The organism is Lactiplantibacillus songbeiensis (genome assembly GCF_005405125.1).
Lineage (GTDB): Bacteria > Bacillota > Bacilli > Lactobacillales > Lactobacillaceae > Lactiplantibacillus > Lactiplantibacillus songbeiensis.
Window position 1 is genome coordinate 56,056 of sequence record NZ_BJDL01000006.1, and the last position, 20,082, is coordinate 76,137.

A 20,082-nucleotide genomic window follows, 5' to 3' on the forward strand; every position below is an offset into this window, starting at 1 on the left:
GGCCGCGCGGCTTTGGCTTTTTGCGTCAGGATATGCTAGTATTAATGAGACTTTATTTAGGATCATTAGGAGGTTACAATGGCAGAACAAGATTTATATAAAGTTCTGGGTGTTGCTAAAGATGCCAGTCAGGATGAAATCAAGAAAGCTTATCGGAAGCTATCAAAGAAGTACCATCCCGATTTGAACCACGAACCGGGTGCTGAAGACAAGTTTAAAGCAGTCAATGAAGCTTATGAAACGTTAGGTGACTCGCAAAAGCGGGCTCAGTATGATCAATTCGGTTCAACCGGTGGCCAACAAGGTTTTGGTGGTGGTGCCGGGGGCTTCGGCGGCCAAGACTTTGGTGGTTTTGGCGGCGGTGGCGGCGGTTTCGAAGATATTTTCAGTTCGTTCTTTGGTGGTGCTGGCGGCGGTCGTCGGCAGCCAAATCCAACGGCCCCTCAACAAGGGCGGGACTTACAATATGAGATGTCTTTGAAGTTTGAAGATGCCATTTTTGGTAAAAAGACTAATATCACTTATAACCGTGAAGAACAATGTGAAACTTGTGGTGGCTCTGGTGCTAAGCCAGGGACGTCGCCAGTTACCTGTTCGAAGTGTCATGGGAGTGGGTATATCCAAGTTCAAACGAATACCCCACTTGGTCGTATGATGAGTCAACAAGTTTGTGATGTTTGTCATGGTTCTGGGAAAGAAATTAAAGACAAATGTGCCACTTGTGGTGGTTCTGGTCATACGGAACAAAGTCATTCAATCAAGGTAACGGTACCTGCTGGTGTTGAAGAAGGCCAACAAATGCGGTTACAAAACCAAGGGGAAGCCGGTGCTAACGGTGGCCCTTATGGGGACTTGTTCATTATCTTCCGGGTTGAACCAAGTGATGAATTTGAACGTGATGGGGCGACGATTTACTTCAAGCTACCAATTGATTTTGTACAAGCAGCTTTGGGTGATGAAGTGCGTGTCAAGACTGTTCATGGCGATGTTAAGATGAAGATTCCGGCGGGGACGCAAACTGGGACGACTTTCCGTTTACGCGGTAAAGGTGCACCCCGGTTGCGTGGCAATGGGACTGGTGATGAACAAGTCACGGTTGCCATCCAAACGCCAACCAAGCTTAACAAGGGCCAAAAAGAGGCCTTGAAGACTTTTGCCAAGGCTAGTGGCAAGACGGTTGCTGGCAATGGGAAGAGTTCCTTATTCGATAAATTACGCGGTGTTTAAACGCGGTTAACTAATTAGAGCTAATCAACTGGGCAATTCAGTTGGTTGGCTCTTTTTTGGGTTGTTGGCTCTTTCTGAGAAATTCTCAGTTAGTCTTCAGTAAACCTAACTTTCCACAGTGATGAACCTTTGTTAGGCTTGTCATAAGCTCCTGATGATGCTTGGTTTATTAACTGAACTTGCTGGCCACCGGTTTTTCGTCAATCGGTTTCGATATAGTATAAAACTAATAATCGGGGTGCTAGTATTAATTAAGGAGGTGAACCATAGCAACAGTTTGAGTGGGGGCTCATAAACGGTTATGTTACAGAACCGTTACAAAATGTTTCTTTCAGAAAACGGAAAGGCAACAAATAAGTCTTTTCAGGTGTACTTGGACATTCTGTTTTTATTGCTTGGTAGACTGGTTGATGAATCAAAGTTGTCATTGCATGTTGAATGACGATGGTCAATTGGAATAGGTTCGTAATAAGTTAACTAATGGGGGAGTTAATGGCTTGTGAAACGATTTAAACTATTCATTTATTTATTAGTTGGATTGGTAATTGTGGGTGGCCTTGGTTATTATGTGCATACCGCTGACCACGCCGTCCGCGTCCAACGTAAAGCCGCAAAGCAAACTAAAAAGAAAAAGATTGCGACCAAAAAGAAAAAAGTCAAGAAGCGGGTTAATCAAGATCATTTTACGACTGCCAAAACGGCTAATCGCCAAATTACCGATATTTTGAAAATGACTGATTTTGTGGGTACGGCGTTAGTCGTTAAGCATAATCAAGTGATTTATCAAAAAGGGTTCGGTTATGCGGATGAAGCGACTGGAAAGCCAAATGGTCCAGCGTCAACGTATCAAATCCTGTCAATTCAAAAGTCGTTAACTGCTGCCTGTGTGATGCAGTTAGTGCAGGCAGGTAAGTTGAATCTGAATGACACGTTAGCGAAATATTATCCGGGTATCGGTGGTGCCAAACAAATCACCTTACGTCGGATGCTGGATATGGATTCGGGGTTGACCTTTAAAGGTGGCTCACCGGAAAAACTATCCGAAGCGCGGGTCATTGATTATGCGGTTCAGAACTTGAACAGTGATCCGGCCAAGATTGGTCAGTGGAATTACCAGCCGGTTAATTACGTCTTGTTGGCGGGGATTATCCGACAAAAGACTGGGCAATCTTACCAACAGTACTTTACGCAACATATTATTAACAAGCTCAATTTGACCCACACTGGTTTTGTAAAAGCCGGTCAAGGTCCTAATGGGACAAAGTCATATAAGTACAGCGGTTCGCAAACGACCGCGACTTATGCGATCCGTTTTCATGAAACAAAAGCCCAAATGGCCAATGAGTTAGGTACCGGTCAGATTTATATGAGTACTGGGGATCTTTATAAAGCCGAAAGCGCGATTCTAAAAGGCAAATTGATCACACCACAAAATGTGTCAATTCTACATACGGCCGCGACAAGCAGCACGTATGGGGGCGGCGTGTATAACTTTGGTAACGGAATGCGGTCCCATGGGATTGGCTACGGTTATGAATCAGCAGTCATGCTGACTAACGATGGTCAAAATGGGGTCGTCTTGTTAACCAACTATTATCGCCCGGCCGTGACGATTCAGACCGCGACCGAAAAGCTTTTTAACGAATTGATTAATGGTAATCTTTAAGCCATTTTGGCGGGTTATTTTGAGGAGGTGAAGCGATGTTCGCAAAATTGAAAGTCTGGTTTAAACGCCCAGTAGTCCAATTTACAGCGTTAACAATTTTCTACTTTGCGGTCATGCTTGCCCTGGTTTATCTATATGGTTACAGTGGGATTAACCAGGCTAAGTTTATCTACAATGAATTTTAATGGGGCGGCTGAATTAGCCTTAGTTTATTTTTGGGGGAAATCAATATGATTAAAAATATCATTCAAACGATTGACGATTATGCTCGAACACAACCAGAGCGAATCGTTTACGATGTCCAAGGGACCACGCATACGTATGCGGAATTAAAAGCCTATTCGGATGCGCTCGCAGCCCACTTGGATTCACTAGATTTACAACCACAGGCACCAATTATCGTGTTTGGGGGTCAAACTTTTGAAATGATTGCGACGTTCTTAGGCATTGTCAAATCCGGTCGGGCTTATATCCCGATCGATACACACTCACCAAATGAACGGTTAACGATGATTAATGAGATCGCTAAACCAGCTGCCGCAATTGCGGTCGTTGATCTACCAACTGGTGTTGGGACAACACCAGTGATTACGCCGGATCAATTAGGCCAAATCTTTGCAACGCCGGTTGATTATCAACCAACCCACGCGGTTAGTGGTGATGATGATTACTACATTATCTTTACTTCTGGGACCACTGGGAAGCCTAAAGGGGTTGAAATCAGCCACGATAACTTACTCAGTTATGTGAACTGGATGTTGAGTGATGACTTTGGGTTGCCAGATCAACCGAATGCCTTATCACAACCACCATACTCCTTTGATTTATCAGTCATGGATGTTTACCCAACCTTAGCGTTAGGTGGGACCCTCTATGCCTTGCCAAAGACGGTGACCGATGACTTCAAGCAATTATTTGCGGCCTTACCAACGTTGCCAATCAACGTCTGGGTCTCAACACCATCCTTTATGGATATCTGCTTGTTGGAACCTAAATTTGACGCTGAACATTTGCCAAGCTTATCGCACTTCTTGTTCTGTGGGGAAGAATTAACGCATAAGACGGCAGCCACGTTGAAGAAGCGGTTCCCAGCTGCCCGGATCTTTAACACGTATGGGCCAACCGAGACTTGTGTCGCGGTGACCCAAGTGGAATTGACCGATGCGGCGTTAGCTAAATTCGATCGTTTACCAATTGGCTATGCCAAAGCGGATACCATCATGACGGTAGTTGACGAAAATGGTGAACCCGTACCGAATGGGACTGAAGGCGAACTGATTATCAGTGGTCCAAGTGTCTCCAAGGGGTACTTGCATAATCCAGAAAAGACTGAAAAAGCGTTCTTTATGTTGGACGGTCAACGGGCTTATCATTCTGGTGATATTGGGACGATGGATGCGGACGGGTTATTCCGTTACCGTGGCCGCGTTGATTTCCAGATCAAGATGCATGGTTATCGGATTGAGTTAGAAGAAGTTGACCATTTCTTAGGCCAACAACAACACATTAAACAAGCAGTTGCCGTCCCAAAGTATGATAAGCAGCATAAGGTTAGTCAAATGATTGCCTACGTGGTGCCAAAGCCGAATGACTTTGAAAGCGACTTTGCGTTGACGACTGCGATTAAGAAAGACTTGCAAGGAATGATGATGGAATACATGATTCCGCAACGCTTTGTCTATCAAACAAGCTTGCCATTAACGCCGAACGGCAAAATTGATGTCAAGTCAATCATTAAAGAGGTCAATCCCGAATGATGTCTTTTGACCCATATGGTAACCCGACATACTTTATTTTATTGTTTGTCGCGCTGTTGCCATTAATGATCGGTTTACTGTATGGACGCCGATCACATATTTATGAATCAGTGATCTCATTTGTGTTCTTGATGCTAACGTTCGGCGGTATTAAGTGGCACACCGGGATCGCCCTAATCATTTATTTGATTTATCAAATCACCTTGGTTTGGTTATATTCGCGTTATCGGCAGCGTCCCGATACGCCGAATAAGGGCTGGATTTTCGTGGTTAGTGTGATTTTAGCCATTATTCCATTAGCTGTGGTTAAGATCACACCGGCCGTGCATCATGGCGCTAGTTCGATTATCGGGTTCTTAGGGATTTCCTACTTGACCTTTAAAGTCGTACAAACGATTATGGAAACGCGTGATGGGACGATTAAAGAATTCCATCCGATCTTGTTTGGACAGTTCTTACTGTTCTTCCCGACCATTTCTTCGGGGCCAATTGATCGTTATCGGCGGTTCATTAAAGATTATGACAGTGTGCCGACTCGGACTAAGTATTTGGAATTAGTTGAAAAGGGTGTTCGTTACATCTTTCTTGGCTTTTTCTACAAATTCATTTTGGCGTATATCTTTGGAACCGTGATGTTGCCAACGGTGGAACATGCCGCATTGCAAGCACATGGACTCTCGTGGGCACTGTTAGGCGTCATGTATACGTACAGTATGGATCTGTTTTTTGACTTTGCTGGTTATAGTTTATTTGCCGTTGGGGTTAGTTACCTGATGGGGATTGAAACCCCAATGAACTTTAATCAACCGTTTAAGGCTAAGAATATCAAAGATTTCTGGAATCGTTGGCATATGACACTATCGTTCTGGTTCCGTGACTTTATCTACATGCGATTAGTCTTCTTCATGATGAAGCATAAAGTCTTCAAGAGCCGGATTACGACCGCGAACGTCTGTTATGTGATTAACATGTTAATCATGGGGTTCTGGCATGGCGAGACGTGGTACTACATTGCTTATGGGTTATTCCATGGGTTAGCGATGGTGGTTAACGATGCTTGGTTGCGTTACAAGAAGAAGCATCAAGCGCAAATTCCACACAACAAATTTACTGAAGGTTTTGCGATCTTTCTAACGTTTAACGTGGTCTGCTTAAGTTTCTTATTATTCTCAGGATTCTTAGACACCATGTTCTTCGCTGCTAGACCATAAAAAAATAATGATTAATAAGGGGCGTAATTACAATGAATGAAACACAAAGTACAGTTTTATCAATTTTGCAAGATTTAACAGGTGAAGATGTTTCTAGCAACATGGATACTAACTTGTTTGACGAAGGTATCTTAGACTCAATGGGGTCAGTTCAATTATTACTTGAATTACAAAATCAACTTGGGATTGAAGTACCGGTTTCCGAATTCGAACGGTCAGAATGGGATACACCGGCTAAAATTGTTGCAAAGGTTGAGAGCATGCAATGAAAGTTTCCAAGCGCCTTTTTAAGATTTTTGGCCCGATTCTCGTGGCTGCAATCTTATTATTGGCCGTGCTGCTTTCACCATTCTCGTTTGGATTAAATCACGTTTCGAAGACGACGGAAGAAACGGCGGCGGTGTCATTATCGCCGAACGTTTTAAAGGGTCGGTTGGTTAAGCGACAAGCGCTTAGTGACAACTATGTCCCATTCTTCGGTTCTTCGGAATGGTCCCGATTTGATCCGATGCATCCATCCGTTTTGGCAGCGAAGTATCACCGCAATTATCGACCATTTTTATTGGGCGCGCGGGGAACGCAATCGTTGACTCAATATTTCGCGATGCAATCGGTTAAAAAGCAGTTAACGAATAAGAAAGCAGTCTTCGTGATTTCTCCCCAATGGTTTGTACCAAAAGGGACGCGGACCGATGCCTTTGGTTACTATTACTCACCGTTACAGACGACCGACTGGTTACAGACAGAAAAGAATACTCAGATGGACCGCTACGCCGCTAAACGGCTTTTGCAAATGCCATCTGGATCTTCTGATAAGGTCTTAGCTGGGGCGTTAGCGCGGGTTGCCGCGGGCTTTAAGCCAACGAGTGCCCAACGTGCTTATATTAATTACAAAGCGCGGGTGCTTGGTAGTGAAGACGAGTTCTTCTCTAAGTTTGGAATTGCTGGTAAGAACTTGAAGACGGTGAAACACCAAGAAACATTCTTACCAACGACGTATAACTACAATGCTTTAGATAAACTCGGCGGTAAGATTGGTAAGGAACAGACCACGTCGAATGATCTGGAAATCAGTAACAAGTTCTGGCGGACACAACTCCGGCGTAATTATAAACGGTTAAAGAATTCTCAAACCCATTTGGATTACACCAAGTCACCAGAATTTGCAGATTTCCAATTAGTCTTAAATCAATTTGCTAAAAACAATACGAATGTGATGTTTATCATTCCGCCAATCAACCAACGTTGGGCTAACTATACCGGCCTTTCAATGGATATGATTAAGCAGTTTGATACCAAGATTCGTTATCAACTCGAAAGCCAAGGATTCACGAATATCTGTGATCTGAGCCAAAATGGTGATGAAGATTACTTTATGACTGATACGATTCATCTTGGTTGGCGCGGTTGGTTAGCGGTTGATCAAAAGGTTGATCCGTTCTTAAGTAAAAAGCAAACCACCCCAACGTATAAGATTAATACGCAATTTTATACGAAGAAGTGGCAACAGTTAGATCCAAATGATATTAATGAATTTAAATAAGCATCTCACTGAGAGCATGGTCACTAAGTTAATTAGTTGGCGATGCTCTTTTTGATGATGATTGGTGGAAAAATTGAGATTGTCGGCTTTAGTTGGTATAATTATCTGGACTGGGAATTAGTAAGAAAGTAGGAAAATAAATGGATAAAGCGACAATGCAAGATCGACAAAAACATATCCGGAATTTTTCAATCGTCGCCCACATTGACCATGGTAAGTCAACGTTGGCCGATCGGATTCTTGAATTGACGGACACGATTTCAAAACGTGAAATGCAAGACCAAGTGTTGGATTCAATGGATTTGGAGCGTGAACGTGGGATTACCATTAAGCTCAATGCGGTTGAGTTGCATTATCAAGCTAAAGATGGCGAAACGTATATCTTCCATTTGATTGATACCCCCGGACACGTGGACTTCACCTATGAAGTCTCACGGAGTCTCGCGGCCTGTGAAGGGGCTGTCTTGGTTGTAGATGCTGCCCAAGGGGTCGAAGCCCAAACGCTGGCTAACGTCTATTTAGCCATTGATGATGACTTGGAAATTGTGCCGGTCATCAATAAGATCGATCTACCATCGGCTGAACCCGAAAAAGTTCGGCAAGAAATTGAAGATGATATTGGGATTGAAGCGGATGATGCGGTCTTAGCTTCAGCGAAAGCTGGGATTGGGATTGAAGAACTGCTCGAACAAATCGTTCATAAAGTGCCGGCACCAACTGGGGATATTGAAGCACCGCTAAAAGCGTTGGTCTTTGATTCCATCTATGATGATTATCGTGGGGTGGTCTTAAGTGTCCGGATTCACGAAGGGATTGTCCGGCCAGGTGATCGGATTCGCTTGATGAACAGTGGCAGTGAATATGATGTGACCGAAGTCGGCGTCAACTCGCCCAAGCCAATTGCTCGTGATTATTTAATGGCCGGCGATGTGGGCTATATTACGGCCAGCATCAAGGATATTCAAGATACCCGTGTCGGTGATACTGTGACTAATGCGGCACGTCCCGCTGAAAAAGCTTTGGCCGGTTATCGGGAAATGAATCCGATGGTCTATGCGGGGATCTATCCGACTGATAATGCGAAGTTTACGGATCTGCGCGAAGCTTTAGAGAAGCTGAAGTTAAACGATGCCGCTTTGGAATTTGAAGCGGAATCTTCACAAGCGCTAGGCTTTGGGTTCCGTTGTGGGTTCTTAGGCTTGTTGCATATGGATGTCATCCAAGAACGCCTCGAACGTGAATTTAATCTTGAATTGATTACGACGGCGCCATCGGTTACTTATCACGTGTTGATGACCGATGGGACCGAAAAAGATGTTGAAAACCCGGCTGAAATGCCTGAAGCATCATCAATTAAAGAAATTCATGAACCCTATGTTAAGGCTCAAATTATGGTGCCAAATGATTATGTCGGTGCCGTGATGGAGTTGGCACAACGTAAACGGGGTCAATTCGATACGATGGATTATTTAGATAGTAACCGGGTCAATGTGATTTATCATATTCCGTTATCGGAAATTATCTTTGATTTCTTTGATAAGCTGAAGTCGAATACCCGTGGCTATGCCTCGTTAGATTACGAGATTGATGGTTATCGGGCCAGTGACTTAGTGAAGATCGATATTTTGTTGAACGGGGATAAAGTCGATGCCTTGAGTTTCATTGCGCATCGTGACTTTGCCGCTGCGCGTGGTCGTGAGATTGCCTCGAAGTTGAAGACGATCATTCCACGCCAAAACTTCGAAATTCCAGTTCAAGCGACGATTGGTGCTAAAGTTATCGCGCGGACCAATATCAAAGCTTATCGTAAGGATGTCACGGCCCATCTCTATGGTGGTGACCGCACTCGGCGGATGAAGCTGTTAGAGAAGCAAAAGGTTGGTAAGAAACGGATGAAGGCGGTTGGACGGGTCGAAATCCCACAAGAAGCATTCATGGCTGTTTTGAAAACTGACGAAGAAGAAAAGCCGTCGTAAAGGGGTTCCGCGTGAGCGGAGCTCTTTTGTTTTAGTGATTTGCCAACATTTTGCCAACATTGAGATTGAATTGTTGGCAAAATATACATATTTTAAATAAATGTCTATCATCTTTTTCTAGCTTCCTTTTAGCATGTTCTCGAAGATGTCAACGGTATCACGTTTCATCTTTTGAGTAACGTGAGAGTAGGTATCTAGCGTGGTTGAAATACGTGAGTGCCCCAGACGTTGCTGAATCTCTTTGTATTTGGCACCGTTCTCTAATAGCATAGTAGCGTGTGTGTGCCGTAGTGAGTGAAAGTTAAATGGAAAATCCAGTTCTTTCGATAATTTGCTGGCATAGTATTTGATGACTGATGGTGTGACTGGCTTTCCGTTTGCCTTAGTACAAATAAAATCACTGTCAAAGTAATATTGACCGTAACGCACTTTATTTTCTTTTTGATATGTGTGGAACCTTTTTAGAACGGTTAAGAGTGTGCTACCAATTGCAATAGTACGATAGCTAGCCTTAGTCTTAGGGGAAGTAATATCAAATGCACGCTTCTTCATAATCATTTGTTTGTTGACGGTTAAGGACTTATTGTCAAAGTCAATGTTGTCCCAGGTCAAGCCAGATACCTCACCTCGGCGTAAACCAGTATTAAAACTGATAATTAGTGGTAGGTAGAGCGGATTAGATTCAGGCACCAGTGTCAGAATTTGTTTGAACTGATCCATTGTGATGATTTTTAGTCTTTCACGTGCAGCTTGTTGTGAAATTTCATCATCATCATTATTGGTTGGTTTAACGATATAGTTGGCCGGGTTCTCCCTAATCAGTTGGTAGGGGAAGACAGCCATCTTGAACCCTTTACGAAGCACCGAGACGATGATTTCAATCGTATGTTTAGATAATTTGTCAGTGGGTAAGTCGTTGACGAATTTTTGAATAGCAGCGGGTCCAATTGACCTCATGCGGTACATGCCAATACCTGGTTTAATATAATTATTTATAACAGTTCGGTAGTTGGTCTGAGTGTTATATTTTAGTGTTTTTACAACGAAATTTTCATGCCAATAGTCAAAGTAGTCTGAAACACTCATTTCAGTTAGATTAATGGCAACACCGCCACGTTCAAATTCGTCAATTGCTTTTCTTAGGGCTTGTTCTGCTTCTGCACGCGTGTTACCGCCAGCAAGTTCAAACCGTTGGCGTTTGCCGTCAATGGATGGTCCTTCGTAGGTATAATACCAGCGATTACCACGTTTTCTTACATAACCTCTCATAGATAAAACTTCCTTTCAGATTGTTATAAATGGATATTGAATATAAATCAAACGTATGTTCTTTTGAGGTGCTAAATAAAAGCCCTAGTTGGGCCATTTGACTGTTTTGAAAGCCAGCTTGATTATGGTAAAAGTTAATTCCATGTTCTATAATCGCAGTAAAACGTGATCGGGGGAAATAAGCAATGTTTTTCAAACCTAAAGAGACACCTAGCATTTTAAAAACAGACATAGTAAAGTCAGTTAAGTCTTTAGACTACTTTGAAGCTATTAATTTTTTGGCAGTTGTTAATAAAGCCAATAATCCCAAACTAACAAATAGAGAATGCTATTCTGAAGCGACAGCTGTGTATTCTGACGATGAACAATTGTCTTTTTTAATCTCGCAGGCATTCAAAACAGGATTACATTAATTCGATAGGGGGAATAGAATTGTTTAAACGACCGAAGGCAAATGATGGGTCAGTACAAAAGAAGGACAAGATTGCGATGTTCCTTGATTCACTTGACTCTTACGAAAAAATAAACTTATTTACTATGATTGAAAAGGCCAACAATCCTCAGAAAGCTAACTGGCTGTGTTACTCCGAAGCACTCGGGACTGTTTCCGAAGGCAATTTAGAACACAGTATTATTGAAACGCTATTGCGAACAGGAATTCATTCATAATAAGATGAGTAGCTATTCTCCCCACTCTTGGTGCAATTCGTGAATAAGTGCAGTACCTTTGTCAATGAAGTCTGAAGGTAAACCAAAGACTTCTTGAATAAAGAATGTACGTTTGCTGGGTTCAAGTAGATCCAAGCTTTGTTGAAGTTCTGCTATAAAAATACTTGTCTGGTCAAAATCATTCGATAATAGTAATACTGAGATGTAGCAAGCATATAGGCCATTACGTCTTGTGGAAGCAAATTCGTTGTCGGTTAAAATGTTTGTATTAAGATTCTGTTGCAATAGCCCAAAATCCAATTCGCGGTGGCTAAACATTTGACTGAGAACAGAGTTGTGAGCAAAATAATTTCTAAATTCTCGCATGACATCAATTGATTCAACGAATAGAGTCTGTGATGTTGAAGTGGGATAAAGGTTTTCTAAAGAAAATAATTGTTTGGCTATATTTTCTTGCCCGTTATGATTTAAAGATTTAAACCAGTAGATAGTTTCGCCCAAAGTTAATTCGTCAACTAGAATCCAAGGTGGAATATGATTGTGGTCTTCACGATAATGATTAATTGGATCACCTTGAGGGTGTGGAACATTGTCATCTCTGATGGCTTTTAGCCTTTTCATATTTTTGTGGGCTACTTTTTGACTGGCACCCGTTTGTGAGTAGTTCGAAAGAGATAGATATCCGCCATCGCGACTGTCGACACCAAAAGTAGAAGCAATATAATAAGACAGAACTGTTTTAAAAGTTTTTTCAATCATTAATATTTGTTTTAAAAATGTATTCTTTAAGCGATCTTCAATGATACGAATCTGGACTAAATCTGCGAAGTTAGTATTAGCGATAAATTTGTCTGGATGTCGTGTGAGCATGAGAGCATCCAGATTGCCATTGACCAAATCGTAGTAAGAATAAGTCTGAAGAAAGTGAATAGCTAAGTTTTCGTCTTCAATTATTAGTCCGCGTGATTCAAGAAGATTCAGTTGTTCTTTGTATGTTTTAAAGGGTTTATCCGGAACGAAATTATTCAATATTAATTCACCACCATAGAAAAAGGGCACCTTCCTGATTAAAATCAAGAAAGTGCCCTTTTCCTAGTCGGCTTGCCGTTTCCAGCTACCAACCATCTCATGTCTTGATTTTAATATACTATTTATTTTTAGTCAAGTATCTTATATACTACGAATAGGGTCTCCAACTTGAATTTGTTCATTCTTAATGTGTCTTGGTTCAATCGAATCTTTATTGACTGGCAAAGTGTGAATTTTGGTAGTTTCAATACTTTCAGTTCTTTGGCTAAAAGCGCTCAGTCCCCCTCGAGATACGGTTTCACGTTTCGTAGAACGGTGCTGGACAATAGAAAATGACTTATGCAACTCAGTCACTTCGACTGTTGCTTTGATGTAGTCAAGAACTCCCAATGATTCATGAGTAGTGGGGTCTTTAATTGATTCACCAGGCTCATAGATTTCAAACCTATTACCATACCCAACTTCGTCATTGCTTCCGAGATTAATAATGAGATCAGTGTCACTTAAAATTCTGATTACTTTTCCATCCATGTTAATAGCCTCCTGAATGTTTTTAGTTTAATAGTGTATTTTTATTTACCAAAGTAAGCAGTTGTACCTTTGCGCCACTTGCCATTTTTAAAGTGATAGTCAGTAACATATTTATTGTCTTTAGTAGAGTAGTCCCATTCATGATGAGTCGGGTAAATATGTAAACCATGTTCAAAGATAATCTTAGATACCTGAGTTGGGCGGTAGTGCGAAAGAATCACGTGGTCGCTCTTTTCGTAAAACGTATTACTTCTGACGTATTTACTTCTCGCAATTTTATAGCCATGAAATGATTTGTACTTTTTGAGGCTGGTTGCTTTGTGAATGCCCATTTTAAACCAGCTAGCATCATTGTATTTTTTGTTTATCATGTAGGTATAATTGTTACCGGTATTATATTTGCCAGATTGAAGTACCCAGCTATAATTTATATCCCAGTGGCTAAGCTTGTAATGAGAACCTGCCTTTGCGGTATGCGTACTTATCCTTTTGCCCCAGTCAGTATTACTGAGCTTATAGACAGTGACGTTTTTCTTGAGTGTTACCCAGTGGCTTGTTTTCCAGTAGGAGGCAAGAGCATCTGCTGGTTGCGGTTTCTGTAAAATTGTAAATAGTAGTAGCATGCCCAAAATAATCGATATGAATTTAATGACTTTTTTCATTTTGTCCTCCAAAATATCTTTTTTACAACCCTAATAGCTGTTTCTTCTTAGCTTCAAACTCCTCATTACTAATAATCCCGTCATCAGCTAGTCCCTTTAATTTACGTATCTCGTCAGCAACGTCAGTCGAGCCAGCTTGTTGCGGTTGATGTGCCACGGCTAGATATTTATTGATGATATTGGCAGCCTGAGCAAACGTATCTCGGTCTTGCTTGGAAGCAAGTGAGATAACGTTAGGTGCCTTACCGGCACTGTTATCCTTTTGTCCCCAGAAACTCTTAGGAGAGCTTTGTACGCCACCTGCAGCGACCTCAAAATAACCAGTTAATATATGAAAGTTGACGGTAACACTAGTGATGTTAGAGTAGGGCATACGAAAGACACCGTAGCCAAACGTATGACCAGTCATATAACCTTTTTTTGCTATGATCAATTCGGAATCTGTTGCGAATAGATATTCCTTGAAACCACCACGTAAGGCAATACGTAGAGAATCAAAGTCTGTGCAACCAATTTTTTGAAAGACTTTCCCAACTTCTTTTACAACATCTGGCTGATAAAAGAATTCATTTTCACTCATAAAGCTTCCTCCTAAATCAATGAGGCTAATTCATGTGGTAACTTAAAGAAGTCTAAAAAATCTAGTATATCTTCTTGTTTACTCCAACCGTACTCGTCGCGTAGCATAGCTAACATAAATTTATTAGCTTCAATTTCGTTTCTATCTGACAGCAAGCTGTTTGTGTTGACTGCAAAAAACTGCGTATTAAATCCCTTATGATGACGCAAGTGGAAGATTTCATGAAAGCAAACACCTTCTTGTGTCCGTTCGTCAATCTCACTATTAATAACGATCATTGGAATTCTATGCGAGTTGTTATTGTAGCCGTAAATAGCACTGCCAAGATTATTAAATTGAACACTAATATTTAATTCACTGGCAAGTTCAAAGGCATTTAGAATCCCAAACTTATTTGTTAAATGGTCGATATCTTTTTCAATCCACTATTTTTATATCATCAACTATAAGCATACCGATTTATACTGAAATGGAGAATTTAATCAATATACCGATTATTAAATTGACGGGAAGGCTGGCAAAGCATAATCAAAACCGCGATGCTTCCAACAAACGGCACAAAGTTGATCAACCAAAAGGCGCCACTATAACCGATATCATGAAAACGGCGGAATTGGGCAGTGAAACCCGCAATCGTGATGAATAGCCAGTAAATGGCCAATATGATTAGGAGAAGGCCATCGAAACCGGTTAAGTCATCCATAGTCCCAAGGCTGGCAGCGAAGACACTGACATAAACAATGCCAATCACAATGGCAATCAGGGAGATACCTAGTGATGCCCACCAATAATCAGCACGGCCCATCCGTTTATGAAGGTTAAAAGCATCTTTAAAGTATCGGCCGGTCGAGCTGATGAGGTTCGGTGGTGTACTTTCATTATAAGGGACATCGTGAAAGACTTGTTGAGGATTGGTCGTCGCGTTTGTGTGCTCAAACTCATCGGTAGTGGCTTGTCGTTCATGATGAGTCGATGAGTCAGTTGAGGATACTGGTGGTTGCGCTGTGCCACAGTTCGGACAGAATTTAGCGTCTACGGTTAATTTCTGTCCACAATTAGTACAAAATTTAGTTTCCATTTAGGTCACTCCAAAGTTAGTTAAAAGTTTAGTGAGGATCGCTTTAAATTAATCTTACCATACGCTTAACTAGGTTGGTGGCAAAACGATGATATCGTTGGATAATGCTTATTTCAATTGGCTTATCAATGATTAATTGCTAGTAACAAGATCAAGATATAATAAGATGTATAATTAAAAAGATCGTCAGCAAATTTAATGACTGACGACCTTTTGGATTAACCTAATTTACAACGTTTATAACCATGATGTTTAGCCCAAATTAGTTTCACATGGCGTTTACTTTTAGCACGATTTAAACCACGACAGGATTTAAGGTAATGATATTTTTTTCCATGGTTCGGTGCAATCCAGACGTAGGCGGTGCGGGCTTGAGCTGGTTGTGGTGGCAAGCTTACAAGACCGCCACCTAATGTGACCAAAATGGTAATGGTTGCCGTCAAGCGTTTTAAGGTATGCATAATAGGTGTCTCCTTTAGTGGCGGTTACTTAGCGACTTGGCTTCGACCAGTAGCATAGTTTAATTTCATACCGCTTTGTGTGTTAGGTAAATAGACATTAAATTTAATTGTTTTAGATCCAACTGATTGACCTTGCATCTTGACACCACGGGCCAATAATTCATGATTCTTAAATACTGGTTTCACTTGATACCGGACGTAATGTTTCGGACTAGCTTTCAAATAACTAGCGACTTTATTTTCATATTTAGTCATGCCGGGATCATTAAGTTGTCGGGTTCCAGTGATTAGGTTGCGCAAATTGTTGTTTTGACCAGTTAATTGATAACCGATTAAGTGGCAACGATTATAGAGCCAGCCCGAACTGATGCGTTTGTTGTGCCAACCGGTCGGATCAACGGTGAGGGCTGCCCGTTCACTTGTCGGCATCAAGTGTTTGTTGAGCAGGGCATTTGCTGTGGTGGCACGATTATAGCTGTCAAGTTGGCCATATTTTTGCCAAGCACCGTGTTTAGTCGACAGTGTTTTTTTAGTAAAGTTTGGTCGATTATGATTGACCGTTTTGACATGATAAGTCGTTGCCCGTTTAGTCGTAGTGACTTTCTTAGGTGTCTTTTTGACGACTTTTTTAACAACTGGCTTTTTAACCGTCTTATGATGGGTTACCGTGGTTTTCTTAGGCGCCGCTTCAGTGGCTGATAAGGTGAGTCCGCGTTTTTTGGCGGTACTTAAAGAAACGGCGAATACCTTTTTAGCCCGATTTAACCCCCGGTCATGCCGTTTATAGAAGTAATGTTTCCCAGTACGGGTCACATAAACCGTAGTGGCATGAGCGATGGTCGGTTGGGTGAAGGCAGTCGTTGCTGTGATACTCCCAATGAGTAACATCAGGGTGAGTAACCATTTTAGAAAATGGCGTGAAGATTTTTGCAAAAAAACCAACTCCTTTTAAAATTAGTGTTAGGTTAGGTCAATTAATCGTATTCCCCCAATTAATTGGTAACTTAACTTCTATTAATAATTTTATAATAATTCCAGTATTAAAACTATTATATTTTAAAAGAAATCAACAAAAAGCCAGCTAATGAGTAGAGATCACTAGCTGGCTTGATATTGGTTATAGCAACTGATTATTTTTAGCTAATTGGCTATGACAACTATCCCCAAACATTATCCATATGTGGCAAGCTGAGTAGGCCATCTTGCTCCGCATCAGTCGCGCCGATGGTTTTTAGATGCCAGTCACCGGCATCATCTTTGCTGGCGACAACTTTTTTACGCTTGCCTTCTGAATTCTTGTAAAAGCAATTTTCGCCGTCCGCACCAATCTCACGTGCTAAGACTTGACGAGTGGTGACGTAGCCATCATTAGTTTGAAACCGGTCGATTTGGTCGACTTTGGTAACTTCGGCGTGGCTGTGGTGATAGATCTTTTCAATTAAAATCATGGTAAATCCCCCTGTATAATTAACTTAATCCCTAATTGGCCATAGTTTAGCATAGATTTTCAAGCTTATTGGTAAATAATCACTTTTTTAAGCAAATATTCATCAATTAATGCGAGTTTCTTGCCTAACCGGTGGCGTATTGATACAATAACTGTTTGAAATCTGTTATAATATTGAACAGATATAGTGACCGTGAGCTTAGTAAAATAAGTTCTTTAATCAATCAATTTCACGTTGTGAAGGAGAGATAACCGACATGTTAAAACGCACGAAACAGTTTTTGCGATCGATACATTATGACTACGATAAAACATATATCCGACCGCTGATGGTTCCCGATAGCGTTTACGTGTTGAAATTCGGCAAGGACCATCGGAATAATCGCGTGGTCGTGAAGTATAGTCATACTTGGACTGGGCGCGTAAAAATTAATGAGATTGCCTTGCGCCTGCATAAGCAGAAGCATCCTCGAATTTTTAAGCACGAAACGGATCTGGTCAAGTATTTAAATAAACATTTAGCAAAAAAGGCGGCTGATTAGTCGTCCTTTTTATTAGGATGGTGATGTTAAATGAGTGTGGCAACTTTTTTAAGCGGGCGATCCACAACTGAAATTGCAGCTGACTTGTTAGGCCGACAATTACGATTACAAACGCCGACAGGGCCACTGGTTGCTTGGATTACAGAAACCGAAGCTTACCTAGGATCGCGTGATGCCGGGGCGCATGCATTTAAGAATCATCAAACGCCACGTAATCAGGCTTTATGGCGAGCCGCGGGTACTATTTACATTTATCAAATGCGGACGCAATTCTTATTGAATCTGGTGACACAAGCGGCGGGGACGCCAGAATGTGTCCTGATTCGTGGGATTGAGCCGGCTAATCAATGGACACAACAACAGATGTTACAGCGACGGCCAGGCCCCATTAGCAATTTGACGAATGGGCCAGGAAAGTTGATGCAGGCGTTGGGGTTAGATAAGACGTTGAACGGGACCTTGCTGCAGGCTAGGACCCTTGACCTGGTCTTAACGGGTGGTCGGCAACCGCAACAAGTGGGCACTAGTCCACGCATTGGCATTGTCAATAAAGGGGATTGGACGACGGCACCACTACGGTATTACGTGAAGAAAAATCCCTTTGTCTCTAACAGTCGTCGCCGTGATCAGGATTTACAGCAACGTGGTTGGCAGTCATCAGAATTAGGAGGAACAGTAAAAAATGCAATGGACAGAAGTAACCGTTAAAACTTCAAATGAAGCCGTTGAGGCCGTTTCCAACATCTTAATGGAAGCGGGTGCTAGTGGCGTTAAGATCGAAGACGCGTTGGATTATCAGAACTTAAAACCAGATCGGTATGGTGAAATTATCGATTTAGCAACGATTCCGCATATTACCGCTGGCGCGCAGATTTCAGCGTATTATCCTGAGACGGTCTTTGTGCCAGAAATTTTACCAACCATTAAGCAACGAGTGGCAAAGCTGAGCGATTTTGGCTTAGATCCCGCACCCAATGAGGTGACAATGGCCGCAGTCACCGATGAGGCTTGGGCAACGGCGTGGAAAAAATATTATCATCCGGTACGCGTGACACGGTATTTAACGATTGTGCCCAGTTGGGAAGATTATCAACCCGTTCAGCCGCATGAATCGATTATGCGGTTAGATCCAGGAATGGCTTTCGGAACTGGAACCCATCCAACGACGCGGTTGTCACTACAGAATCTGGAAACTGTCATTCATGGTGGCGAACATTTAATTGATGTGGGTACCGGTTCTGGGGTATTGAGTATTGCCGCCAAAGCCATGGGGGTTGGCCAAGTGGAAGCGTATGATTTGGATGATGTCGCCGTTAAAGCGGCACAAGATAACTTGGATCTGAACCCAGTGGCTGCCGATGTTAAAGTGGCCGCGAATGATTTATTAACCGGTATTCAGACGCAAGCAGATATTATTGTTGCGAATATTTTAGCAGAAATTATTGTGCCGTTAGTGCCACAAGCGAAGGCTAATCTAAAACCAGGTGGTTACTTTATTACGTCGGGGATCATTGACGATAAATTTGCGACCGTCATGGCAGCGTTAAAGGCCGCTGATTTTAAGATTACCCAGCATACCCAAATGGGTGATTGGCACAGTATTATTGCTTATTTACCAACGGACGAAGATTAACGGAGGCTGAAGATGCAACGCTATTTTTTAACAGCTGAAACTACCCCCGTTTTGGGAGCAACCTTTACGTTGACTGGCGATTCGGTCCATCATTGGTTAAAAGTGATGCGGGCCCAACCTGGTGATCAAGCTGAGTTTGTGACCACTAGCCAAGCCGTGGCGATTGGTGAATTAGTGCGTGCCGAGGGACAAGCGGCCAAGGTTAAGGTGCTCAGTCTCACGACACCACAAGTCGAATTGCCCGTGCCAGTTGTGATTGCCTGTGGCGTGTCTAAAGGTGATAAAACCGAGCAAATTGTCCAGCGGGGAACGGAACTTGGGGCAGCTGAGTTTGTCTTTTTTGACAGTCAGTATGCGGTAGCCAAGTGGGCCCCCAATAAACGTGAGCGTAAACTAGCCCGGTTGGCTAAGATTGCCCAGTCAGCGGCTGAACAATCCCATCGAACAATCGTGCCAACAGTTAGTTATCAGCCAAACCTAACTAGTCTAATCACGCAAGTCGACTATACGGCCGGGGTGGTGGCTTGGGAAGAATCCGCGAAACAAGGTGAAAGCAGTCAACTTGTTCGGACGTTACGCCAATTAGAAGATGGGCAACGGTTACTGGCTATCTTTGGTCCTGAGGGTGGCTTAACCGCTGCCGAGGTCGCTGACCTACAAACGGCTGGCATTCAGGCAGCCGGTTTAGGACCACGTATTATGCGAGCCGAAACGGCGCCATTATACTTATTGAGTGCTGTTTCTTTTTGGCGGGAATTAGTGTAATTTTTTTGACGGTGGTGTACAATAAATAATCATAGT

At 42.3% G+C, this 20,082-nt stretch carries 24 protein-coding genes; 14 read left to right on the forward strand and 10 right to left on the reverse strand.

Annotation, left to right across the window (positions count from 1 at the left end):
• Window positions 1–78: 78 nt before the first annotated feature.
• The 8 genes from dnaJ to lepA all read left to right on the forward strand — a co-directional run bounded on the left by dnaJ (window position 79) and on the right by lepA (window position 9,380).
• Window positions 79–1,227, forward strand: a complete 1,149-nt coding sequence (gene dnaJ / locus FFM77_RS01615; protein ID WP_137634009.1) for a molecular chaperone DnaJ — start codon at window positions 79–81, stop codon at window positions 1,225–1,227.
• Between the two features lie 499 nt (window positions 1,228–1,726).
• Window positions 1,727–2,893, forward strand: coding sequence for a serine hydrolase domain-containing protein (locus tag FFM77_RS01620; protein ID WP_137634010.1), 1,167 nt, complete (start codon window positions 1,727–1,729; stop codon window positions 2,891–2,893).
• 35 nt (window positions 2,894–2,928) lie between these two features.
• On the forward strand, window positions 2,929–3,078 hold the full coding sequence (locus FFM77_RS01625; protein WP_137634011.1) for a teichoic acid D-Ala incorporation-associated protein DltX: 150 nt from the start codon (window positions 2,929–2,931) through the stop codon (window positions 3,076–3,078).
• 45 nt (window positions 3,079–3,123) lie between these two features.
• A complete protein-coding gene (dltA, locus tag FFM77_RS01630; protein WP_137634012.1) occupies window positions 3,124–4,650 on the forward strand; it encodes a D-alanine--poly(phosphoribitol) ligase subunit DltA in 1,527 nt (508 codons plus the stop codon).
• Window positions 4,647–5,861, forward strand: coding sequence for a D-alanyl-lipoteichoic acid biosynthesis protein DltB (dltB, locus tag FFM77_RS01635; protein ID WP_137634013.1), 1,215 nt, complete (start codon window positions 4,647–4,649; stop codon window positions 5,859–5,861). Before dltA ends, dltB begins: the two co-directional genes overlap by 4 nt.
• Window positions 5,862–5,893: 32 nt before the next feature.
• Window positions 5,894–6,130, forward strand: a complete 237-nt coding sequence (gene dltC / locus FFM77_RS01640; RefSeq protein WP_379852641.1) for a D-alanine--poly(phosphoribitol) ligase subunit DltC — start codon at window positions 5,894–5,896, stop codon at window positions 6,128–6,130.
• A complete protein-coding gene (gene dltD / locus FFM77_RS01645; protein WP_137634015.1) occupies window positions 6,127–7,404 on the forward strand; it encodes a D-alanyl-lipoteichoic acid biosynthesis protein DltD in 1,278 nt (425 codons plus the stop codon). The genes dltC and dltD overlap by 4 nt, the downstream gene beginning before the upstream one ends.
• A gap of 140 nt (window positions 7,405–7,544) precedes the next feature.
• Window positions 7,545–9,380: a translation elongation factor 4 gene (gene lepA / locus FFM77_RS01650; protein ID WP_137634016.1), complete on the forward strand. Its 1,836-nt coding sequence runs from the start codon at window positions 7,545–7,547 to the stop codon at window positions 9,378–9,380.
• Between the two features lie 117 nt (window positions 9,381–9,497).
• Here lepA and FFM77_RS01655 read toward each other — a convergent pair whose 3' ends face one another.
• The gene (locus FFM77_RS01655; RefSeq protein ID WP_137634017.1) at window positions 9,498–10,649 is read right to left on the reverse strand and encodes a tyrosine-type recombinase/integrase; all 1,152 of its coding nucleotides are present in this window, start codon (window positions 10,647–10,649) and stop codon (window positions 9,498–9,500) included.
• A gap of 185 nt (window positions 10,650–10,834) precedes the next feature.
• On the opposite strand from FFM77_RS01655, the gene FFM77_RS01660 reads away from it, so the two are divergent.
• Window positions 10,835–11,062: a hypothetical protein gene (locus tag FFM77_RS01660; protein WP_137634018.1), complete on the forward strand. Its 228-nt coding sequence runs from the start codon at window positions 10,835–10,837 to the stop codon at window positions 11,060–11,062.
• A 19-nt stretch (window positions 11,063–11,081) separates the two neighbouring features.
• On the forward strand, window positions 11,082–11,318 hold the full coding sequence (locus FFM77_RS01665; RefSeq protein WP_137634019.1) for a hypothetical protein: 237 nt from the start codon (window positions 11,082–11,084) through the stop codon (window positions 11,316–11,318).
• Between the two features lie 12 nt (window positions 11,319–11,330).
• Here FFM77_RS01665 and FFM77_RS01670 read toward each other — a convergent pair whose 3' ends face one another.
• The 9 genes from FFM77_RS01670 to FFM77_RS01710 all read right to left on the reverse strand — a co-directional run bounded on the left by FFM77_RS01670 (window position 11,331) and on the right by FFM77_RS01710 (window position 17,107).
• A complete protein-coding gene (locus FFM77_RS01670; RefSeq protein ID WP_171001536.1) occupies window positions 11,331–12,347 on the reverse strand; it encodes an Abi family protein in 1,017 nt (338 codons plus the stop codon).
• Window positions 12,348–12,488: 141 nt separating this feature from the next.
• Window positions 12,489–12,878, reverse strand: a complete 390-nt coding sequence (locus tag FFM77_RS01675) for a hypothetical protein (protein WP_137634021.1) — start codon at window positions 12,876–12,878, stop codon at window positions 12,489–12,491.
• A 41-nt stretch (window positions 12,879–12,919) separates the two neighbouring features.
• On the reverse strand, window positions 12,920–13,540 hold the full coding sequence (locus tag FFM77_RS01680) for a hypothetical protein (protein ID WP_137634022.1): 621 nt from the start codon (window positions 13,538–13,540) through the stop codon (window positions 12,920–12,922).
• A 22-nt stretch (window positions 13,541–13,562) separates the two neighbouring features.
• Window positions 13,563–14,120, reverse strand: a complete 558-nt coding sequence (locus tag FFM77_RS14125) for an SHOCT domain-containing protein (RefSeq protein WP_223876750.1) — start codon at window positions 14,118–14,120, stop codon at window positions 13,563–13,565.
• An 11-nt stretch (window positions 14,121–14,131) separates the two neighbouring features.
• Window positions 14,132–14,542, reverse strand: a complete 411-nt coding sequence (locus FFM77_RS01690; RefSeq protein ID WP_137634100.1) for an ImmA/IrrE family metallo-endopeptidase — start codon at window positions 14,540–14,542, stop codon at window positions 14,132–14,134.
• A 56-nt stretch (window positions 14,543–14,598) separates the two neighbouring features.
• A complete protein-coding gene (locus tag FFM77_RS01695; RefSeq protein WP_137634023.1) occupies window positions 14,599–15,198 on the reverse strand; it encodes a DUF805 domain-containing protein in 600 nt (199 codons plus the stop codon).
• Window positions 15,199–15,416: 218 nt separating this feature from the next.
• Window positions 15,417–15,659 (reverse strand): hypothetical protein, encoded by a 243-nt coding sequence (locus FFM77_RS01700; RefSeq protein ID WP_137634024.1) that lies wholly within the window; start codon window positions 15,657–15,659, stop codon window positions 15,417–15,419.
• A gap of 24 nt (window positions 15,660–15,683) precedes the next feature.
• The gene (locus tag FFM77_RS01705) at window positions 15,684–16,547 is read right to left on the reverse strand and encodes a DNA/RNA non-specific endonuclease (protein ID WP_137634101.1); all 864 of its coding nucleotides are present in this window, start codon (window positions 16,545–16,547) and stop codon (window positions 15,684–15,686) included.
• 269 nt (window positions 16,548–16,816) lie between these two features.
• On the reverse strand, window positions 16,817–17,107 hold the full coding sequence (locus FFM77_RS01710; protein WP_137634025.1) for a hypothetical protein: 291 nt from the start codon (window positions 17,105–17,107) through the stop codon (window positions 16,817–16,819).
• A gap of 256 nt (window positions 17,108–17,363) precedes the next feature.
• Here FFM77_RS01710 and FFM77_RS01715 point away from each other — a divergent pair, with 256 nt between their 5' ends.
• From FFM77_RS01715 to FFM77_RS01730, 4 genes are read left to right on the forward strand one after another with little or no spacing between them, the layout of a single operon-like run.
• Complete coding sequence (locus FFM77_RS01715) at window positions 17,364–17,648, forward strand: hypothetical protein (RefSeq protein ID WP_137634026.1); 285 nt, start codon at window positions 17,364–17,366, stop codon at window positions 17,646–17,648.
• Between the two features lie 30 nt (window positions 17,649–17,678).
• On the forward strand, window positions 17,679–18,356 hold the full coding sequence (locus tag FFM77_RS01720; protein WP_137634027.1) for a DNA-3-methyladenine glycosylase: 678 nt from the start codon (window positions 17,679–17,681) through the stop codon (window positions 18,354–18,356).
• The gene (gene prmA / locus FFM77_RS01725) at window positions 18,331–19,281 is read left to right on the forward strand and encodes a 50S ribosomal protein L11 methyltransferase (RefSeq protein WP_137634028.1); all 951 of its coding nucleotides are present in this window, start codon (window positions 18,331–18,333) and stop codon (window positions 19,279–19,281) included. The genes FFM77_RS01720 and prmA overlap by 26 nt, the downstream gene beginning before the upstream one ends.
• 12 nt (window positions 19,282–19,293) lie before the next feature.
• Window positions 19,294–20,046 carry a 16S rRNA (uracil(1498)-N(3))-methyltransferase gene (locus FFM77_RS01730; protein ID WP_137634029.1) on the forward strand — a complete coding sequence of 251 codons (753 nt, stop codon included), beginning with the start codon at window positions 19,294–19,296 and terminating at the stop codon, window positions 20,044–20,046.
• Window positions 20,047–20,082: the final 36 nt, after the last annotated feature.

Excerpts from the sequence above, each read along its gene's own strand:
- FFM77_RS01680 (WP_137634022.1), bottom strand. The coding sequence starts at position 13,540 with ATGAAAAAAGTCATTAAATTCATATCGATTATTTTGGGCATGCTACTA.
- dltD (WP_137634015.1), top strand. The coding sequence starts at position 6,127 with ATGAAAGTTTCCAAGCGCCTTTTTAAGATTTTTGGCCCGATTCTCGTG.
- FFM77_RS01730 (WP_137634029.1), top strand. The coding sequence starts at position 19,294 with ATGCAACGCTATTTTTTAACAGCTGAAACTACCCCCGTTTTGGGAGCA.
- FFM77_RS01625 (WP_137634011.1), top strand. The coding sequence starts at position 2,929 with ATGTTCGCAAAATTGAAAGTCTGGTTTAAACGCCCAGTAGTCCAATTT.
- FFM77_RS01705 (WP_137634101.1), bottom strand. The coding sequence starts at position 16,547 with ATGTTACTCATTGGGAGTATCACAGCAACGACTGCCTTCACCCAACCG.
- FFM77_RS01710 (WP_137634025.1), bottom strand. The coding sequence starts at position 17,107 with ATGATTTTAATTGAAAAGATCTATCACCACAGCCACGCCGAAGTTACC.
- FFM77_RS01720 (WP_137634027.1), top strand. The coding sequence starts at position 17,679 with ATGAGTGTGGCAACTTTTTTAAGCGGGCGATCCACAACTGAAATTGCA.
- dltC (WP_379852641.1), top strand. The coding sequence starts at position 5,894 with ATGAATGAAACACAAAGTACAGTTTTATCAATTTTGCAAGATTTAACA.
- dltA (WP_137634012.1), top strand. The coding sequence starts at position 3,124 with ATGATTAAAAATATCATTCAAACGATTGACGATTATGCTCGAACACAA.
- prmA (WP_137634028.1), top strand. The coding sequence starts at position 18,331 with ATGCAATGGACAGAAGTAACCGTTAAAACTTCAAATGAAGCCGTTGAG.
- dnaJ (WP_137634009.1), top strand. The coding sequence starts at position 79 with ATGGCAGAACAAGATTTATATAAAGTTCTGGGTGTTGCTAAAGATGCC.
- FFM77_RS01700 (WP_137634024.1), bottom strand. The coding sequence starts at position 15,659 with ATGCATACCTTAAAACGCTTGACGGCAACCATTACCATTTTGGTCACA.
- FFM77_RS01715 (WP_137634026.1), top strand. The coding sequence starts at position 17,364 with ATGTTAAAACGCACGAAACAGTTTTTGCGATCGATACATTATGACTAC.
- FFM77_RS01695 (WP_137634023.1), bottom strand. The coding sequence starts at position 15,198 with ATGGAAACTAAATTTTGTACTAATTGTGGACAGAAATTAACCGTAGAC.
- FFM77_RS01675 (WP_137634021.1), bottom strand. The coding sequence starts at position 12,878 with ATGGATGGAAAAGTAATCAGAATTTTAAGTGACACTGATCTCATTATT.
- lepA (WP_137634016.1), top strand. The coding sequence starts at position 7,545 with ATGGATAAAGCGACAATGCAAGATCGACAAAAACATATCCGGAATTTT.
- dltB (WP_137634013.1), top strand. The coding sequence starts at position 4,647 with ATGATGTCTTTTGACCCATATGGTAACCCGACATACTTTATTTTATTG.
- FFM77_RS14125 (WP_223876750.1), bottom strand. The coding sequence starts at position 14,120 with ATGAGTGAAAATGAATTCTTTTATCAGCCAGATGTTGTAAAAGAAGTT.
- FFM77_RS01660 (WP_137634018.1), top strand. The coding sequence starts at position 10,835 with ATGTTTTTCAAACCTAAAGAGACACCTAGCATTTTAAAAACAGACATA.
- FFM77_RS01655 (WP_137634017.1), bottom strand. The coding sequence starts at position 10,649 with ATGAGAGGTTATGTAAGAAAACGTGGTAATCGCTGGTATTATACCTAC.